Below are 17,254 nucleotides of genomic sequence, written 5' to 3'. Positions count from 1 at the left end.
ACTTTGTTAAAGGTATATTGCAGGATTATTTAGAACCGCATTTACCTTCGCCGCATTTGCCTTCTACTACTTTGGCAGCTTTGGCTTTAGATGCTTTGCCTTTTTTAGCGTGAGTTTTTTCCACGGTTGAACCGCATTTGCCTTCGCCACATTTGCCTTCGCTTGCTTTAGAAACAGCGCTTGCACCGCATGAACCTTCACCGGCTTTAACCGCACCGCAAGAGCCTTGAGCAGATTTCTGAACACCTGCTTTGCTGCTTAACGGTTTATCAGCGGCAACAACGCCGGCAGCCAGAGACAGGGACAGCGCACCGGCCAAAGCAGCAGCTACATTTTTTTTCATTTTAACTTCCTTTTTAAAATACGAGTTTAAATAAATCAAGGGATAATATCGGGCATTTAAAGTCGGCCCGCGACCGTTAATCCTTAAAGAAAATGCTTGATACGACAACAGCGTTTCTTCAGCAGGGCATCCAAAGACAGACGGCCTGCGCCCTGCAATAGGACAGGAAATAAAACCACCAAATAAATCAGTGCCATTTTATAACCGTTGTCGCACACATTGTACCCCAAGCCGGCATGTACCGCAGACCATGCGACAGCCGTCACGACCATCAATCCCAGCGCGGACAGCCGCGTTGCCAAGCCGACGATGAGCAGCGCAGGCAAAACCAGTTCCGCCCACATGGCCAAATTCCAGTTGACCGTATCCGGCAACAAATTGAACGGAAAGGGAAATTGACTGTTGATATCTGCAAACCAGTTTTCCCCGTTCCATTTTTCCAGGCCGGACTCAAGAAATTCATACGCGGCAAAAAGCCTGAGTGCCAACAAGCCGAAAGCGGCCTGCCAAGAGGGGTTGGCTGAGGTGTTCATTTATTTTCCTTATCGATGTGTGTCAAATGGGATGAGACGAAAAATCAATCAACACCATCTCATATTTCATGCCTGTTTAGACGCGGCAGCTTTGGAAAACTGACAAAACAAATAAAGATATTTTCTTATTCATTGTTTTATAAAGATTAAAAATCCAAAAAGGCCGTCTGAAACACCATGCTTAATTGGGTTTCAGACGGCCTTTGACAATAACCGCGGTCAATCAATCCGCTTGTTTGCACAATTCGACAATTTCTGCGCCGTATTTGTCGGTTTTCTCCTCATTCATACCGTGGATTTCCACCAGCTCCGCCAAATCTTGCGGCCGTCGGGCGGCAATCGCGCGCAGGGTGACTTTGCTACATATCTGATAGGCTTCGAGGCCCTCGTGGCGGGCAGTATCGATGTTCCACTGAAGCAGACTGCGCATCAATCGACGTTTGCGTTTGTCCTCTTCGCTCAGGCCGTCTGAAAACGGGCGGCAGATGTTCAAAATGCCCTCGCCGTATTGTTCGATACGTTTTTCGCCGAGTTTATACACGCCCAAAAGGTCAATGGGTTCGGCAGGCGTATTGGTCAGCAAGTCGTCCATGCTTTCGTTGGAGAATACCGTCCCCAGCGTTACTTGATCGGTACTTGCCTGCTGCTCGCGCCAAGTTTCCAAAGCCTGTTTTAAGGCCTGTTCGCGCTCGCCCAAGCTGTGGATAACTTGTGCGTTGTCTGTGGAAACCGTACCGGCTTCGGCCGTTTCGCAAACGTCGAGTATTTCCAAACCGAATTTATTGATTTTCGCCTCGCCCAAGCCGTAGATTTGATGTAAATCTTCCAAACTTCGCGGCATTTTTTCGACAATATCGCGCAGGGTTTTGTCGCCGCAAACCACATAGGCCGGCACTTCCTCTGCCCGGGCGCGTTGTTGCCGCCATTGGCGCAATGCCTGCCACAAACGCTCTTCGCGCTCGGTACGCAACCAATCGTCTTTCGGCTTTTGAGTGGCCGTTTTTTCGCGGCGCAGGGGGCGCAACATGACTTCGGTTTCGCCCTTGAGGACTTTTTTTGCCACTTCGGTCAGCTGCAAGGCTTGATGTTGCTCGACGTTGACGGTGAGATAACCCAAGCTGATGCACTGGCGGATGACGCTGCGCCATTCCTTGTCGGTCTGTTCACTGCCGATGCCGAATGTGGATAACTTATCATGGCCGTTGCGCTGTATCCAATCGTCGCTTTTACCGCGCAAAAGGTTGGTGATGTAACTGGCGGCAAAACGTTGTCCGGCACGGTACACGCAGCTGAGTAATTTTTGCACCAACACTGTGCCGTCAAACCGCACGGGCGGATGCAGGCAGTTGTCGCAATGGCCGCAGGGTTCGGATTCTTCGCCGAAATGTTTGAGCAGCAGTACGCGGCGGCAGGCGGCGGTTTCGCAGACGGAAAGCATGGCATCGAGTTTTTGCATTTCGATTTGCTTTTGCACCTCGTCGCTGTTGCCTTCGGCAATCCGTTCGCGCAACAACACCCAATCGTTCAAGCCGTAACACAGCCAGCTCACGGCAGGCAGCCCGTCCCGGCCGGCGCGCCCCGATTCTTGATAGAAATGTTCGACACTCTGGGGCATATCGAGATGGGCGACAAAGCGCACGTCAGGTTTGTCTATGCCCATGCCGAACGCCACGGTCGCCACTACGATAATATTGTCTTCATGCGTAAAGCGGCGTTGGTTTTCCTCGCGCACGTCCATGCTCAAACCGGCATGATACGGAATCGCCTCCAAGCCGTTTTCACACAAAAACTGCGCCACATCCTCGACTTTTTTACGGCTTAAGCAATACACAATACCGCTTTGCCCATGCATCTGCTTGCGGATGAAATCCAGCAATTGTTTTTTGCCATTATTTTTTTCGATAACCTGATAATAAATATTCGGGCGGTCAAAGCTGGAAATAAATTCAGGCGCATCGTCCAAATGCAGATAATGCTTGATGTCGGCGCGCGTGGCCGCATCGGCGGTAGCGGTCAGGGCGATGCGCGGGACGTTCGGATAGCGTTCGGCAAGCATGCCGAGCTGTTGATATTCGGGGCGGAAATCGTGTCCCCATTGGCTGACGCAATGCGCCTCATCAATGGCAAACAGGCTGACGGTTTGTTGGTCGAGAAAACGCAAAAAGCGGTCGGTAACCAAGCGTTCCGGCGCAACATAAAGCAGTTTCAGACGGCCTTGGGCAAGCTTGTCGGCAATCTCGCGCGCCTCATCTGCCGACGTACTGCTGTTGACTGCCGCCGCTTCAATTCCGGCCACATGCAGGCTGGCCACTTGGTCGTTCATCAGCGCAATCAGCGGCGATACGACAACCGCCACACCTTCGCGCATCAGCGCCGGAATCTGGTAACACAAAGACTTGCCCCCGCCCGTCGGCATCAGCACCATCAAACTCTCGCCGCCGGCCAAAGCATTGACGATAGCCTCCTGCTTGCCACGAAATTCGGGATAACCAAATACTTCGTGCAAAATCTGTTTGGCGGTCGGCTGAGGCATAATGGTTCCGTAAAATAGGGGAAAGCGTTATTTTAACGGTTTTACACCCGCGTATGTGCGGAACATTTTGCCGCTGCTTTTTCAGACGGCCTCAAATGCAATCCTATTTAATTCATTTAATTTTAAATAAATGTTTGTTTTATTTTGAATGAAATGTATAAAGGCCGTCTGAAACCTGATATAAAAGTTCAGACATAAAAAAGCCCTTAAACGTTAATTAAACCATTAGGAAAGTGGGTTTAATTGTCGTTTAAGGGAGGAGTCTGAATTGGCGGACGGAAGTCACTAAACCACGATAGCCTACTTTATTTGGTATCGGCTAATGCAGCACATTTTGCTTTTTGCTCTCGATAGTCTTGCAAGATATTAGACCCATCTTGAGGATTGTGGGTACTGCCCCATACCATCATTTGCCCTAAAAATAAGGTAGCACCGTAACAGCTGCTATATGTATGAGTGTTAGGGTTCGCCTGAATTTTCCAGTTGTCTTTCAGTGATGACAACATACCCATCAACTCAGCACGCCCCTCCAATACCACGTTCTTACCTTGGTCTTTGTTATCGGCAAAAGGGATAATCACAATAGAAGCCTGCTCCAGCTGCTCATTTGTTGTGATTGCAGCCAGTTTCATTTCATTCTTATCCCATTGTTTGCCGGCTATATTCAACTCTTGCAAACTTGCACCTGTCTTAGCTTTTTCCAACTGCTCTTGTGGGATACCGCCACAAGCCACCAAAACAACGGCTAGCATCAATATGGTATATTTCTTCATTTTGTTTCTCACAGATTAGACAAAAGGAGAAAAGTATATCACTCACATATTTTTACTCAATAACTTTACGGGTTGCAAAACCGGTCACATCAATGACCAATTCGTTGTCAACCGTATACCTTTCACCGGCTTCCTTAGCGTAAAACCCGAGATAAAAGGTTGGGTGCACGCCCTTGATATCAGAGACCAACGAGATTTTTGCGTCTTCGATTTTGTCCCAATCGATAACCGTACCGTCGGGCGGCACGACGGTGGTAAGAGAAATATCATACTGGCCGACTAGGGTTTCAGACGGCCTTTCAAAAATAAAATCTTTAGGCTTTTTTGACGAACTCAGATTTCAAGTTCATCGCGCTGCCATCGATTTTACAACCGATATTGTGGTCGCCATCTTGCAGGCGGATGCCTTTGACTTTGGTGCCTTGCTTGATGACCATAGAGCTGCCTTTGACTTTCAGATCTTTAATCAAGACAACCGTATCGCCATCTTGCAAGACCGCGCCGTTGGCATCTTTGACTTCCAAGGCATCATCGCCGACAGCCGCAGCATCGGCTTCGTTCCACTCATGGGCGCACTCAGGGCAAACGTATTGAGCACCGTCTTCGTAAGTGTATTCCGAGTGGCATTTCGGGCAGGGAGGTAGGGACATGAGGTTTCCTTATAAATATGATAAAAGAAGCGTAAAACGCAAATAATACAATGTCTAAATTATTGCTTCGCCTTACTGCCGCCTGCGCCGTAAACGGCATTCCACGCCGCATCCAACATCTGACCGGCTTGTTGCAGCTTGGCATTTTGCTGCTCTTTCTGAGCCAAGGCCGTCTGAATTTCGCCTTTCAAACGGTCAATATCGGATTGCGCAGCCTGCAAACGGCGCTGCGCGCTTTCCAAATCGCTTTGCAGGGAAATGATTTTACTGTCGTTGCTGTTTTGCTCATGCAAAGCGGCACGGTAAACCGATTGGACGGACAGCAAACGGTCTTCCGCCTCACCGGCATATGCGGCGGCGGCAGATAACATCATCAGGGCAAGTAAGGTTTTTTTCATGGGTTTTCCTTTAAAGTTGTTTGATTTGTAAAGTAAAGCGCAGAACTGATTTTTCAGCCGCCAAGTTTACATAATATGCTTGTTGGTCTTTGTTCTTGATGGTTTATTTTATCCAATCCGGACATTCAGGCTGCCGATAAAAGTTAATTCAACCAACTGTTGCAGCAGGCAGGCGGCTATTATTTTCTCATATTCTTCGCCTTATTCCATTATTTTCTGGTTTTATTAGAAAAGGCCGTCTGAAAACTTGGCATCCCCAGTTTTCAGACGGCCTTTTTGAATTTCACAACGATCGCTCAGCCTCTCGTCAAAAAGCTTTCCTGTATTTTTTAAATTACAGTCATATTTAAATATGTAAATATGATTTATTTATTGTAAAATTTACCCTTTAGTCATGCCGGAGCATATGGTGTTGCGGCTGTCTGCATCTTTTTTAATTCTTCTTTTATGAGAACCCTATGATGAAAAGCAACCGTCTCGCCTATGCCGTTTTGGCAGCCCTACTATCTATCCAAACCCTACCAGCTTCTGCAGCCAAAGCTGATACCGCTTCTGCCGTCGAGGCATCCGGGCAAGAAGCACAACAAGCCTCAGACTCTATCGCGAACTACGTTGACGACCAAATCGTCCAAGGTCCGGCAACCGTTGATTTGGGCAATCAGGCCAAACTGAAACTGCCTGCAAAAATGGTCTTTGTGAAAAAAAATCGCGCCAACGCCATGATGAGGGAAGCAGGCAACGCCACAGATCCCAACCGCTACGGCCTGATTCTCCCCGAGTCGGAAAACGAGGACGGTAACACCAATTGGATAGTAGACCTGACCTTTACCGATTCCGGCTACATCAAAGACGATGATGCCAAAGAATGGGATGTTGAAGCCATGCTCGAGCAGCTGAAAGAAGGCACCGAGGAACAAAACAAAGAGCGAGCCTCCCGCAACCTACCGGAAATAGAAACTCGCGGCTGGGTGGAAAAACCGCAATATGATGCAAAGACCCATCGTCTGATTTGGTCGATTGACGTTTTGAATAAAAACGAACCCGACCCCAATCCTGCCATCAACTACAATACTTTCCAGCTTGGACGCGAAGGCTATATTGAATTAACTATGATCACCGACTTGAAAAGCATAGATCAATACAAACCTATTGTGCAAGAATTGTTGGGTAATATCGAATTCAATGAAGGCAAGCGCTACAGCGATTTCAATGCCGCAACCGACAAAGTGGCCGAATACGGACTGGCTGCCTTGGTTGGCGGTATCGCTGCAAAAAAACTGGGATTATTAGCTTTGGCCGGCGCATTACTGGCTAAATTCGGCAAACTGATTATTTTCGGTGCTGTTGCAGCAGGCGCATTGTTTAAAGGCCTGTGGCGCAAAAAAGATAAAAACAAACCGAACGAAGAAGAATAAATAAATCCTGTTCAAAATAAAAAGGCCGTCTGAAACATTTCAGACGGCCTTTTATCATTCATGCCTTACGAACGAATCCGTTTCAACACTTCTTCTTTGCCGATTAATGCCAATACGGCATCAACGCTTGGGGTTTTCGCCGTACCGCAGACAGCGAGGCGCAAAGGCATACCGAGTTTGCCCATTTTAATGCCTTCTTCGTCGCAGAAAGGTTTGAAAAGGTCGTGGATGGCTTCGGCGTTCCAGTCTTCCAGACCTTCGAGGCGTTCGGCGAAGCGCAGCATACGGGCGGCGGCTTCGTCGTCCCAGTGTTTCTGCACGTCCGCTTCGGCCGGTGTTTGTTTGACGTAGAAGTAAAGGCACTCGTCGGCAAGCGTGTTCAGGTCTTGGGCGCGGTCTTTGACCAATGCCAACACATCTTCCAAAGCAGGCTTGCTTGTTTCGTGGATATCGCGCAGGGCGAGGCGCGGTTTCACCATTTCGGCTAGTTTTTCGTTGGCGGTGATTTTGATGTGTTCGCCGTTAATCCAGTAGAGTTTTTTCAAGTCCATACGGCTTGGGGACGGGGAAACGTCTTTCAAATCAAACCATTCGATGAATTGTTCCATCGTGAAAAATTCGTCGTCGCCGTGCGCCCAGCCCAAACGTGCCAGATAGTTGAGCATGGCTTCGGGCAGGATGCCCATTGCGCCAAAATCAGTGATGGCAACGGTATCGCCGCTGCGTTTGGAGATTTTTTTGCCTTGTTCGTTAAGAATCATCGGCAGGTGGCCGTATTCGGGCAGATTTGCACCGATGGCTTTTAAGATGTTGATTTGTTTCGGCGTGTTGTTCACATGGTCGTCGCCGCGGATAACGTGGGTAACGCCCATATCGTAGTCGTCCACGACAACGCAGAAGTTGTAAGTCGGTGTGCCGTCGGCGCGGGCGATAATCAGGTCGTCAAGCGCTTCGTTGGGAATAGAGATTTCGCCTTTAACCAAGTCCGTCCATTTGGTGACGCCGTCCAAAGGTGTTTTGAAGCGGACAACGGGTTGCACGTCGGCAGGGATTTCGGGCAGAGTTTTGCCTTCTTCAGGGCGCCAGCGGCGGTCGTAAGTCGCCGTGCCTTCTTTTTCGGCTTTCTCGCGCATGGCTTCCAGCTCTTCTTTGCTGCAATAGCAGTAGTAGGCATGGCCTTTTTCTAAAAGTTCGGCAATGACTTCTTTGTAGCGGTCGAAACGGCGGGTTTGGTAAACGACGTTGTCGGCGTTGTCGTAGTTCAGGCCGACCCATTTCATGCCGTCGAGGATAATGTTGACGGATTCGGCAGTAGAGCGCGCCAAGTCGGTGTCTTCGATACGCAATAAGAATTCGCCTTTATGATGGCGGGCAAACGCCCATGAGAACAGGGCGGTGCGTACGCCGCCGATGTGCAGGTAGCCGGTTGGGCTGGGGGCGAAACGGGTTTTGACGGTCATGATGGCTCCAAAATCTTTTAAAACAGTTATTTTACTTTTTCGGCGTGGTTTAAACAATGTAAGGCCGTCTGAAAATAATGTCGGCGCAGAAGGACCGTCTGGGACTTTTCTCCTGAAAACAAATCAAATATAATGATAATTATTTCTTTTAAAGGATCCGTTCATGAACAAACGCACTTTATTTGCCGCCCTCGCCCTCCTGCCCCTTTTTGCCCAAGCCGAAATCAAAACTATCAAAGACGTATTGGGACGCGAAGTCAAAGTCGATGTCCCTGTCAAACGCGCGGTTTTGGCGTTTTACTATCCCGACTATATCGCGGTAACGGGCGCGGACAAATTTAAAAACGTCATCGGCATTTCGCGTGAGTTTTGGGAGAAATTCAATCCCGGCAGCTGGGCGATGTTCAAACAGAAGCTGCCTACGCTGCAAAACATTGCGGACATCGGCAACATCAACACCGGCACGTTTTCACTGGAGAAAACGCTCGCGCTCAAGCCGGACGTATTGATTCTGGCCGACTGGCAGTATAAGGCCATCGCCACCCATCTGCCGCGCATTAAAGCGGCAGGCATACCCGTCGTCGTGGTCGATTTCAACGCCGAAACCGTCGCGCGGCACACGCGCAGTGCGGAAATTTTCGGCGAACTCAACGGTACGCAGGCGCGCGCCCAAAAAATTGCCGCCGAATACGCTCGAGGCATTGCCGACATCAAAAAACGCGTCGCACGCGCCAAGCAGTCCAAACCGAAAATCTATATCGAGTTCGGCGACAAAGGCCCGTCCGAATACAGCTACACCTTCGGCAAAGATATGTGGGGCGCGATTGCCGACACAGCAGGCGGCAACAATATCGCCGCGCCTTACGTTAAAAACTGGGGACCGATAAACCCTGAAAAATTCCTGACGGCCAAACCCGACGTCATCGTCATTTCGGGGACGGAAAACGGCCATAAAGACAAGCCTGACATTATGGCGATGGGCATAGGTATCAGCCAGGCCGATGCGCAACGCCGCCTGGCCGGATTTGTCAAACGCAAAGGCTGGGCAGACATTCCTGCCGTCAAAAACAAACGCGTTTACGGCATCTACCACACCGCCTCCCGCTCGCTCGCCGATTTGGCCAGCGCGCAATTTATCGCCAAAACCCTGTATCCGCAGCAGTTTGCCGACATAGACCCAAACAAGACCTATCTGGACTTCTACCGCAAATACCTGCCCGTCGTGCCGGACGGTACGTTTTACATCCGATTGAAATAGCGGCTGCAAAAATCATAGGCTCAGGCCGTCTGAATATGTATGCTATACTAATAAGGCTTTATTATGTATAATTATTATTCTTTTTATTTAATATATTGGACACGATATGACTGAACAAAACCAAATCGGCCATCAGCAGGCTCCTGTTGTAAGCATCAAAGAATGGTTGATAACAAACTTGATTATGATGATTCCGCTGGTCAATATAGTTATGATGCTTGTATGGGCATTCAGCTCAAACACCAATCCGAATAAAGCTAATTATTTCAAGGCTGCCTTGATTCTGTTTGCCATCGTAATGGTAATTTATCTGGTACTGGCTGTAGTCTTTTTTGGCAGTGTAGCTGCAAATCAATATCAATAAGTAAGCCTACATTTAGGCCGTCTGAAACCTAAAAGGCTTCAGACGGCCTCTTACATGGATTATCGAAAGCTCAACCACCTATCCAATTCCAAACCTCATCGCTCCATTTGCCGATACGGTAGAGAAACAATGAATAGCTCTCCTGCATCAGGAACTTGGCTTTCTTGCTGCGCTCGTCAAAGCGCGTGGTCGGGGTGGCGGAGAACTGTGCGTCTGACAAGCCCAAATCGGCGGCCATTTCTTCGGCGCGCGCCAAATGATACGGGTCGCTGACAACGATAATGCTGCCGACTCCGTTGGCGTGCATGATGGGGACGATATTGCGCAGGTTTTCGTAAGTGTTGCGCGACGTGTTTTCAAACAGGATATTGTGCGCCGGTATGCCCTGCTTGAGCGCGTATCGGCGCCCCACTTCGGCTTCGGTCATAAATCCTTTTTTGGGCGTACCGCCGGTGAAAATGATTTTGCCGACCCGATGGCTTTGGTAGAGCGTGATGGCATGGTTGATACGCTCACGGAATACCGGCGACGGGCGTTTGTCCCACGCCGCCGCACCCAATACCACCGCAGCATCGGCATGAGCGTCCTTCGGCAAGGTTTGCAAACCTGTCCGGTAAATCTGCCATGTGCCGGTCAAAAAAATACCGCACACCAGCAAAACGCTCAAAGCAAGGCCGCGAAACAGGTAGTATCGCAGGCCATTGCGGCTTTTAAGCAGGGAAATCATCTTCAGACGGCCTTATCCAACCCCGTCAGCCGAGTAGGGCGGCAATGTTTTCCAACGGACGGCCGATGGCTGCGCGCGTAGGCGTTACCAAAACGGGACGCTCGAGCAGGGCAGGGTGTTCGGCGATTGCCTGAAGCAGGGCGGCATTGTCCAAATCAGGATTGTCCAAACCCAATTCTTTGTACAAATCGTCTTTCGTGCGCATCATGTCGCGTACCGATTCGATACCGAGTTTGGCAAACATATCCTGCAAAGTTGCCAAATCGGGCGCGGTATCCAGATATTTGACCACGTCGGCGGCAACGCCTTTTTCTTCGAGCAAAGCCAGCGCGGCACGCGATTTGCTGCAACGCGGGTTGTGATAAAGTGTGAATTCAGACGGCATGAAAGTCTCCGTATTATTGTAAAATCATTCAATGATGGCGGTTATTATCGTCTGCAACTGATTTTTACTCAAACTTTTTACCTGATATCTTGATATGAATCGGTAGGCATACCCACCAAACCGTTTTACAATAAACCCAATTTCGATTGGCAACCTCAAGGATACAACCATGAAAGCCTTAACCGCCCTTCTCTTATCCGCCGCCGTTTTTACCGCTGCGCCGGCCTTTGCCGCCGACGAAACGGCAGGTTGGCAGGACAACAAACCGCAAAGCCTGGACTCGCTCAAAGCCCCCGTGCGCGTGGTCAATCTTTGGGCAACCTGGTGCGGCCCCTGCCGTAAAGAAATGCCCGCCATGTCCGCATGGTACAAAGCGCAGAAAAAAGGCAGCGTCGATATGGTCGGCATTGCGCTGGATACGACCGACAACATCGGCAAGTTCCTGAAACAAACGCCGGTCAGCTACCCGATTTGGCGTTACACCGGCGCCAACAGCCGCAACTTCATGAAAGCCCACGGCAACAACGTCGGCGTATTGCCCTTCACAGTCGTCGAAGCGCCGAAATGCGGCTACAAACAAACCATCACTGGCGAAATCAACGAAAAAAGCCTGACCGCCGCCGTGAATTTAGCCAAAACCAAATGTAAATAAAACAGCGGATAGGATGCTTAATCTACGCTGCTGATACCGAGGCCGTCTGAAACTTAATCATTCAGACGGCCTTTATTTCAAACCATATTGCTTTGTGTTGCAAACCGGCAGTGTCTCCGCCGACAGAACCGGGGTTTCACTATCAAAAAGCAGCCGAAATATTTATAATCTGTGAATATCCCATTTTTTCAGACGGCATGTTGCCCTATCGATGACACCGGCCGTCTGAATCCCTATTTTCAGGAAAACCCATGATCCGTTTCGAACAAGTTTCCAAAACCTATCCCGGCGGTTTCGAAGCCCTGAAAAATGTCAGTTTCCAGATTAACAAAGGTGAGATGATTTTTATCGCCGGCCATTCGGGCTCGGGCAAATCCACCATTTTGAAGCTGATTTCAGGCATTACCAAGCCTACCAAAGGCAAGGTTTGGTTCAACAATCAAGACCTCGGCACCTTGAGCGACAATCAGATCGGCTTTATGCGCCAACACATCGGCATTGTCTTCCAAGACCACAAAATCCTCTACGACCGCAATGTCTTGCAAAACGTTATCCTGCCTTTGCGGATTAGCGGTTATCAGCCGCGCAAAGCGGAAGAGCGTGCGCGTATTGCGATTGAGAAAGTCGGCTTGAAAGGCCGCGAAAACGATATGCCCATCACTTTGTCCGGCGGCGAACAACAACGTTTGTGCATCGCGCGCGCAGTGGTTCACCAACCCAGCCTGCTGATTGCCGACGAGCCGTCCGCCAGCCTCGACCGCGCCTATGCGCTGGATATCATGGAATTGTTCAAAACCTTCCATGAAGCAGGCACGACCGTGATTGTTGCGGCGCACGATGAAACGCTGATGGCGGATTACGGCCACCGCGTCTTGCGCCTGCAGAAAGGACGCCTCGCATGAGTATGATTCACTATATCTCGTTACACGTCGAATCGGCGCGCGCCGCGCTCAAAGAACTTCTGCGCCAACCCATCGGCACGCTGCTGACCCTGCTCATGCTTGCCGTTGCCATGACCTTGCCGCTGTTTATGTATTTGGGCATCCAAAGCGGTCAAAGCGTATTGGGCAAACTCAACGAGTCTCCGCAGATTACGGTTTATATGGACACCGATGCGGCAAGTTCTGATGCCGACACGGTGAAAAACCTGCTCCAACGCGACAGCCGTATCGATAAAGTCCGCTTTATCAGCAAGCAGGAAGGTTTGGAAGAATTGCAGACCAATCTCGACCAAAACCTCGTTTCCATGCTCGATGGCAACCCATTGCCCGACGTCTTTATCGTTACGCCCGACCCAGCCACTTCTCCGGATCAGATGCAGGCCATCTATAAAGACATTACCAAACTGCCACGCGTCGAATCGGCAACCATGGATACCGAATGGGTACAGACTCTTTATCGTATTAACGAATTTATCCGCAAGATTTTGTGGTTTCTCTCGCTAACTTTGGGCATGGCCTTTGTCTTGGTGGCACACAACACCATCCGCCTGCAAATCCTCAGCCGCAAGGAAGAGTTGGAAATCACCAAGCTGTTGGGTGCGCCTGCTTCCTTCATCCGCCGCCCTTTCCTTTATCAGGCAATGTGGCAGAGTATTTTCTCCGCCGCCGTCAGCTTGGGCTTGTCGGCCTGGCTGCTGGCCGAAGTACGGCCGCTGGTGGACGCGATTTTCAAACCCTACGGCCTGAACATCGGCTGGCGTTTCTTCACATTTAGCGAAGTGTCGCTGGTATTCGGCTTCGTCATCGCGCTGGGCGTATTCGGCGCATGGCTGGCCACCACGCAACACCTCTTGGGCTTCAAAGCCAAAAAATAAGCCTTGGCAAACAGGCCGTCTGAACCATTCAGACGGCCTGAAATCTTATCCTTTCGCAACTTAAACAAACCTTGTGAAAATTTAATACTGCCACATCTAACAGCAAGGGCATAATCCCTTATAATTGATGGTTTATTATCCATCTCATTTCATTTGTGCGGCATAAACCGTGCAGACAAATAACGAAAGACATCCTGTGGACAAACTCAAAATCTCTGCCAACGGCCCCCTCAACGGCGAAATCATCGTATCCGGCGCAAAAAACGCCGCCCTGCCGCTGATGTGTGCCGGCCTGCTGACTTCCGGCACTTTACGCTTGAAAAACGTACCTATGCTCGCCGACGTCAAAACCACCCAAAAACTGCTGCAAGGCATGGGTGCACGCGTTTTGACCGACAACATCTCCGAATTTGAAATCAACGGCGGCACTGTCAACAACACCTGCGCACCTTACGAGCTGGTAAAAACCATGCGCGCATCCATCTTGGTTTTGGGCCCGACCCTCGCCCGCTTCGGCGAAGCCCAAGTCAGCCTGCCCGGCGGTTGCGCCATCGGTTCGCGCCCGGTTGACCAACACCTCAAAGGCCTCGAAACCATGGGTGCGGAAATCACTATCGAACACGGCTACGTCAAAGCCAAAGGCCGTCTGAAAGGCACGCGTGTCACCATGGATGTCGTGACCGTAGGCGGCACTGAAAATCTGCTGATGGCGGCCACACTTGCCGAAGGCACTACTATCCTCGAAAACTGCGCCATCGAGCCCGAAGTCGTCGATTTGGCCGAATGCCTCGTCAAAATGGGCGCAAAAATCAGCGGCATCGGTACAGCAACCATGACCATCGAAGGCGTAAAAGAACTGCACGGCTGCGAACACAGCGTCGTTCCCGACCGTATCGAAGCCGGTACCTTCCTCTGCGCCGTCGCCATGACCGGCGGCAAAGTCGTCCTGCGCAATGCCGCCCCCAAAACCATGAAAGTCGTATTGGACAAACTGACTGAAGCCGGCGCCATCATCGAAGCCGGCGACAACTGGATTTCCATCGACATGCAACAACGCCCCAAAGCCGTGGACATTCGCACCGTCGTCCACCCGGGCTTCCCGACCGACATGCAGGCGCAGTTTATGGCCATGAACGCCATTGCCGAAGGCAGCAGCCGCGTGGTGGAAACCATTTTTGAAAACCGCTTCATGCACGTTCCCGAACTCAACCGCATGGGCGCAGACATCACCACTGAAGGCAACACTGCCTACATCAAAGGCGTGGAAAAACTCTCCGGCGCCGTCGTGATGGCAACCGACCTGCGCGCCTCCGCCAGCCTCGTCATGGCAGGCTTGGTCGCAGATGGCGAAACCATCGTCGAACGTATCTACCACCTCGACCGCGGCTATGAATACATCGAGAAAAAACTCGGCGGCGTAGGCGCAAAAATCGAACGCGTACGCGGTTAATCCCATACGCAGCCGATAAATAAAAGGCCGTCTGAAACACCAGCAATCGGGTTTCAGACGGCCTTTACGTATTGTTTTGCGGTATAATTCCCGACATCTTTATCCATTGTTTTTAAAAGCACAAACCATGACACGCAAAATCCTCGTTACCTCCGCGCTGCCCTATGCCAACGGCAGCATCCACCTCGGCCACATGGTCGAACACATCCAAACCGACGTTTGGGTGCGCTTCCAAAAACTGCGCGGCCACGAGTGCCACTACTGCTGCGCCGACGACACCCACGGCACGCCCGTGATGCTTGCCGCGCAAAAACAAGGCATTGCGCCCGAAGACATGATTGCCAAAGTGCGCGAAGAGCACCTCGCCGACTTCACCGGCTTTTTCATCGGCTACGACAATTATTACAGCACCCATTCCCCTGAAAACAAACAGTTTTCCCAAGACATCTACCGCGCGCTGAAAGCCAACGGCAAAATCGAAAGCCGCGTCATCGAGCAGCTTTTCGACCCCGAAAAACAAATGTTCCTGCCCGACCGCTTCGTCAAGGGCGAATGCCCGAAATGCCACGCCCAAGACCAATACGGCGACAACTGCGAAGTCTGCGGCACGACCTATTCCCCGACCGAACTGATCAACCCGTATTCCGCCGTATCCGGTGCCAAACCCGAATTGCGCGAATCCGAACACTTCTTCTTCAAACTCGGCGAATGCGCCGACTTCCTCAAAGCATGGACTTCCGGCAACAATCCGCACGACGGCAAGCCCCATCTGCAACCAGAAGCCCTCAACAAAATGAAAGAATGGCTGGGCGAAGGCGAAGAAACCACCCTGTCCGACTGGGATATTTCCCGCGACGCGCCGTATTTCGGTTTTGAAATCCCCGACGCGCCGGGCAAATACTTCTACGTCTGGCTGGACGCGCCCGTCGGCTACATGGCCTCGTTTAAAAACCTGTGCGACCGCATCGGCATCGATTTTGACGAATACTTCAAAGCCGACAGCCAAACCGAGATGTACCACTTCATCGGCAAAGACATCCTCTATTTCCACGCCCTGTTCTGGCCCGCCATGCTGCATTTCTCCGGCCACCGCGCCCCGACCGGCGTGTACGCACACGGCTTTTTGACTGTGGACGGACAAAAAATGTCCAAATCGCGCGGCACCTTCATCACTGCCAAATCCTATCTGGAACAAGGCCTGAACCCCGAGTGGATGCGCTACTACATCGCCGCCAAACTCAATAGCAAAATCGAAGACATCGATTTGAACCTGCAAGACTTTATCAGCCGCGTCAACAGTGACCTCGTCGGCAAATACGTCAACATCGCCGCCCGCGCTTCAGGTTTCATCGCCAAACGCTTTGAAGGCCGTCTGAAAGACGTTTCAGGCAGCGCTTTGCTGGCAAAACTCGCTGCCGAAAGCGACACCATCGCCGAGCAATACGAAAACCGCGAATACGCCCGCGCCCTGCGCGACATCATGGCATTGGCAGACGCCGTGAACGAATACGTCGATGCCAACAAGCCGTGGGAACTGGCCAAACAAGAAGGCCAAGACGCACGCCTGCACGAAGTATGCAGCGAGCTCATCAACGCCTTTACCATGTTGACCGCCTACCTCGCCCCCGTATTGCCGAAAGTGGCCGAAAACGCCGCCAAATTCCTGAATTTGGAAGCCATCACTTGGGCAAATACACGCAAAACCTTGGGCGAACACGCCATCAACAAATACGAACATTTAATGCAACGAGTGGAGCAAAAACAAGTGGACGATTTAATCGAAGCCAACAAACAAAGCATCGCCGCCGCAGCCGCGCCTGCCGCTGAAGAGAGCAAATACGAGAAAGTTGCCGAACAGGCCAGCTTTGACGACTTTATGAAAATCGACATGCGCGTCGCCAAAGTATTGAACTGCGAAGCCGTCGAAGGCAGCACCAAACTCCTGAAATTCGACCTCGATTTCGGTTTTGAAAAACGCATCATCTTCTCCGGTATCGCCGCGTCTTACCCAAATCCTGCCGAATTGAAGGGCCGCATGGTCATTGCTGTCGCCAACTTCGCCCCGCGCAAAATGGCAAAATTCGGCGTATCCGAAGGCATGATCCTCTCCGCCGCCACCGCAGAGGGCAAACTGAAGCTCCTCGATGTTGACGCAGGCGCACAGCCCGGGGATAAAGTGGGCTAATACCTTTTACCACAGCACAAAGCAAAGGCCGTCTGAAACTTTCAGACGGCCTTTTACTAAAATATGCTTCTCAAGCAATAGCTTGGATGTTAAAATGACAGCATTGTTCCCAATAGGGAACAATAGGTTTTTCAGGGTAAGTCAGACTTGGATTGCCCTTATTTTTCAGGCGGAAGCCTTGTTTTTTATGTTAATCCCCGTTTATCTTTGTGAATATTTGTAATTTAGATATTGGCCATTTTAAGCTGCTGAATTTAATAGAGAAAACACCCCTCCGCTCTCTGAAAAACCTCCCCACCACATGGGGATTAA

General features: G+C 50.7%; 17 protein-coding genes. 8 read left to right on the top strand and 9 right to left on the bottom strand.

What is annotated here, in order from left to right; translation table 11 throughout:
- Positions 1–25: 25 nt before the first annotated feature.
- The 6 genes from HMPREF2700_RS03180 to HMPREF2700_RS03150 all read right to left on the bottom strand — a co-directional run bounded on the left by HMPREF2700_RS03180 (position 26) and on the right by HMPREF2700_RS03150 (position 5,230).
- Positions 26–343 carry an HvfA family oxazolone/thioamide-modified RiPP metallophore gene (locus tag HMPREF2700_RS03180; protein ID WP_003686668.1) on the bottom strand — a complete coding sequence of 106 codons (318 nt, stop codon included), beginning with the start codon at positions 341–343 and terminating at the stop codon, positions 26–28.
- 83 nt (positions 344–426) lie between these two features.
- Complete coding sequence (locus HMPREF2700_RS03175; RefSeq protein WP_070590022.1) at positions 427–876, bottom strand: HvfX family Cu-binding RiPP maturation protein; 450 nt, start codon at positions 874–876, stop codon at positions 427–429.
- A 223-nt stretch (positions 877–1,099) separates the two neighbouring features.
- On the bottom strand, positions 1,100–3,409 hold the full coding sequence (gene recQ / locus HMPREF2700_RS03170; protein WP_070590020.1) for a DNA helicase RecQ: 2,310 nt from the start codon (positions 3,407–3,409) through the stop codon (positions 1,100–1,102).
- Between the two features lie 305 nt (positions 3,410–3,714).
- Positions 3,715–4,182: a hypothetical protein gene (locus HMPREF2700_RS03165; protein WP_070590018.1), complete on the bottom strand. Its 468-nt coding sequence runs from the start codon at positions 4,180–4,182 to the stop codon at positions 3,715–3,717.
- Between the two features lie 314 nt (positions 4,183–4,496).
- Positions 4,497–4,832: a zinc ribbon domain-containing protein YjdM gene (locus HMPREF2700_RS03155; RefSeq protein WP_070590015.1), complete on the bottom strand. Its 336-nt coding sequence runs from the start codon at positions 4,830–4,832 to the stop codon at positions 4,497–4,499.
- A 59-nt stretch (positions 4,833–4,891) separates the two neighbouring features.
- On the bottom strand, positions 4,892–5,230 hold the full coding sequence (locus HMPREF2700_RS03150) for a hypothetical protein (RefSeq protein WP_003686752.1): 339 nt from the start codon (positions 5,228–5,230) through the stop codon (positions 4,892–4,894).
- 458 nt (positions 5,231–5,688) lie between these two features.
- Between HMPREF2700_RS03150 and HMPREF2700_RS03145 the strand changes: the two genes are divergently transcribed.
- Positions 5,689–6,645 carry a DUF2167 domain-containing protein gene (locus tag HMPREF2700_RS03145; protein ID WP_070590012.1) on the top strand — a complete coding sequence of 319 codons (957 nt, stop codon included), beginning with the start codon at positions 5,689–5,691 and terminating at the stop codon, positions 6,643–6,645.
- A 65-nt stretch (positions 6,646–6,710) separates the two neighbouring features.
- Here the strand turns inward: HMPREF2700_RS03145 and gltX are convergent, their stop codons facing one another.
- Entirely contained in the window at positions 6,711–8,105 is a 1,395-nt protein-coding gene (gene gltX / locus HMPREF2700_RS03140; RefSeq protein WP_003681171.1) for a glutamate--tRNA ligase, read from the bottom strand.
- Between the two features lie 163 nt (positions 8,106–8,268).
- Between gltX and HMPREF2700_RS03135 the strand changes: the two genes are divergently transcribed.
- Together HMPREF2700_RS03135 and HMPREF2700_RS03130 are read left to right on the top strand one after the other, a co-directional pair.
- A complete protein-coding gene (locus tag HMPREF2700_RS03135) occupies positions 8,269–9,363 on the top strand; it encodes an ABC transporter substrate-binding protein (RefSeq protein WP_070590009.1) in 1,095 nt (364 codons plus the stop codon).
- A gap of 106 nt (positions 9,364–9,469) precedes the next feature.
- Positions 9,470–9,727 carry a hypothetical protein gene (locus HMPREF2700_RS03130; protein ID WP_070590007.1) on the top strand — a complete coding sequence of 86 codons (258 nt, stop codon included), beginning with the start codon at positions 9,470–9,472 and terminating at the stop codon, positions 9,725–9,727.
- 70 nt (positions 9,728–9,797) lie between these two features.
- Here the strand turns inward: HMPREF2700_RS03130 and HMPREF2700_RS03125 are convergent, their stop codons facing one another.
- Together HMPREF2700_RS03125 and arsC are read right to left on the bottom strand one after the other, a co-directional pair.
- Positions 9,798–10,454 (bottom strand): YdcF family protein, encoded by a 657-nt coding sequence (locus HMPREF2700_RS03125; RefSeq protein ID WP_070590005.1) that lies wholly within the window; start codon positions 10,452–10,454, stop codon positions 9,798–9,800.
- 25 nt (positions 10,455–10,479) lie between these two features.
- On the bottom strand, positions 10,480–10,839 hold the full coding sequence (gene arsC / locus HMPREF2700_RS03120) for an arsenate reductase (glutaredoxin) (RefSeq protein ID WP_070590003.1): 360 nt from the start codon (positions 10,837–10,839) through the stop codon (positions 10,480–10,482).
- A 169-nt stretch (positions 10,840–11,008) separates the two neighbouring features.
- Between arsC and HMPREF2700_RS03115 the strand changes: the two genes are divergently transcribed.
- From HMPREF2700_RS03115 to metG, 5 genes are all read left to right on the top strand, one after another.
- Entirely contained in the window at positions 11,009–11,491 is a 483-nt protein-coding gene (locus tag HMPREF2700_RS03115) for a TlpA disulfide reductase family protein (RefSeq protein ID WP_070590000.1), read from the top strand.
- Positions 11,492–11,742: 251 nt separating this feature from the next.
- On the top strand, positions 11,743–12,393 hold the full coding sequence (gene ftsE / locus HMPREF2700_RS03110) for a cell division ATP-binding protein FtsE (protein ID WP_003681151.1): 651 nt from the start codon (positions 11,743–11,745) through the stop codon (positions 12,391–12,393).
- Positions 12,390–13,307 (top strand): permease-like cell division protein FtsX, encoded by a 918-nt coding sequence (gene ftsX, locus HMPREF2700_RS03105; protein WP_003747810.1) that lies wholly within the window; start codon positions 12,390–12,392, stop codon positions 13,305–13,307. Before ftsE ends, ftsX begins: the two co-directional genes overlap by 4 nt.
- Before the next feature lie 196 nt (positions 13,308–13,503).
- Positions 13,504–14,757 carry a UDP-N-acetylglucosamine 1-carboxyvinyltransferase gene (gene murA, locus HMPREF2700_RS03100; RefSeq protein ID WP_070589997.1) on the top strand — a complete coding sequence of 418 codons (1,254 nt, stop codon included), beginning with the start codon at positions 13,504–13,506 and terminating at the stop codon, positions 14,755–14,757.
- A 127-nt stretch (positions 14,758–14,884) separates the two neighbouring features.
- Positions 14,885–16,942 carry a methionine--tRNA ligase gene (metG, locus tag HMPREF2700_RS03095; protein ID WP_070589994.1) on the top strand — a complete coding sequence of 686 codons (2,058 nt, stop codon included), beginning with the start codon at positions 14,885–14,887 and terminating at the stop codon, positions 16,940–16,942.
- The last annotated feature ends 312 nt before the right edge of the window (positions 16,943–17,254 follow it).

This window comes from Neisseria sp. HMSC068C04 (assembly GCF_001810105.1).
Lineage (GTDB): Bacteria > Pseudomonadota > Gammaproteobacteria > Burkholderiales > Neisseriaceae > Neisseria > Neisseria flavescens_B.
This window is presented reverse-complemented; position numbering and strand designations above follow the sequence as displayed.

Coding starts and splice junctions, on each gene's coding strand:
- HMPREF2700_RS03180 (WP_003686668.1), bottom strand. CDS start 343: ATGAAAAAAAATGTAGCTGCTGCTTTGGCCGGTGCGCTGTCCCTGTCT.
- HMPREF2700_RS03175 (WP_070590022.1), bottom strand. CDS start 876: ATGAACACCTCAGCCAACCCCTCTTGGCAGGCCGCTTTCGGCTTGTTG.
- recQ (WP_070590020.1), bottom strand. CDS start 3,409: ATGCCTCAGCCGACCGCCAAACAGATTTTGCACGAAGTATTTGGTTAT.
- HMPREF2700_RS03165 (WP_070590018.1), bottom strand. CDS start 4,182: ATGAAGAAATATACCATATTGATGCTAGCCGTTGTTTTGGTGGCTTGT.
- HMPREF2700_RS03155 (WP_070590015.1), bottom strand. CDS start 4,832: ATGTCCCTACCTCCCTGCCCGAAATGCCACTCGGAATACACTTACGAA.
- HMPREF2700_RS03150 (WP_003686752.1), bottom strand. CDS start 5,230: ATGAAAAAAACCTTACTTGCCCTGATGATGTTATCTGCCGCCGCCGCA.
- HMPREF2700_RS03145 (WP_070590012.1), top strand. CDS start 5,689: ATGATGAAAAGCAACCGTCTCGCCTATGCCGTTTTGGCAGCCCTACTA.
- gltX (WP_003681171.1), bottom strand. CDS start 8,105: ATGACCGTCAAAACCCGTTTCGCCCCCAGCCCAACCGGCTACCTGCAC.
- HMPREF2700_RS03135 (WP_070590009.1), top strand. CDS start 8,269: ATGAACAAACGCACTTTATTTGCCGCCCTCGCCCTCCTGCCCCTTTTT.
- HMPREF2700_RS03130 (WP_070590007.1), top strand. CDS start 9,470: ATGACTGAACAAAACCAAATCGGCCATCAGCAGGCTCCTGTTGTAAGC.
- HMPREF2700_RS03125 (WP_070590005.1), bottom strand. CDS start 10,454: ATGATTTCCCTGCTTAAAAGCCGCAATGGCCTGCGATACTACCTGTTT.
- arsC (WP_070590003.1), bottom strand. CDS start 10,839: ATGCCGTCTGAATTCACACTTTATCACAACCCGCGTTGCAGCAAATCG.
- HMPREF2700_RS03115 (WP_070590000.1), top strand. CDS start 11,009: ATGAAAGCCTTAACCGCCCTTCTCTTATCCGCCGCCGTTTTTACCGCT.
- ftsE (WP_003681151.1), top strand. CDS start 11,743: ATGATCCGTTTCGAACAAGTTTCCAAAACCTATCCCGGCGGTTTCGAA.
- ftsX (WP_003747810.1), top strand. CDS start 12,390: ATGAGTATGATTCACTATATCTCGTTACACGTCGAATCGGCGCGCGCC.
- metG (WP_070589994.1), top strand. CDS start 14,885: ATGACACGCAAAATCCTCGTTACCTCCGCGCTGCCCTATGCCAACGGC.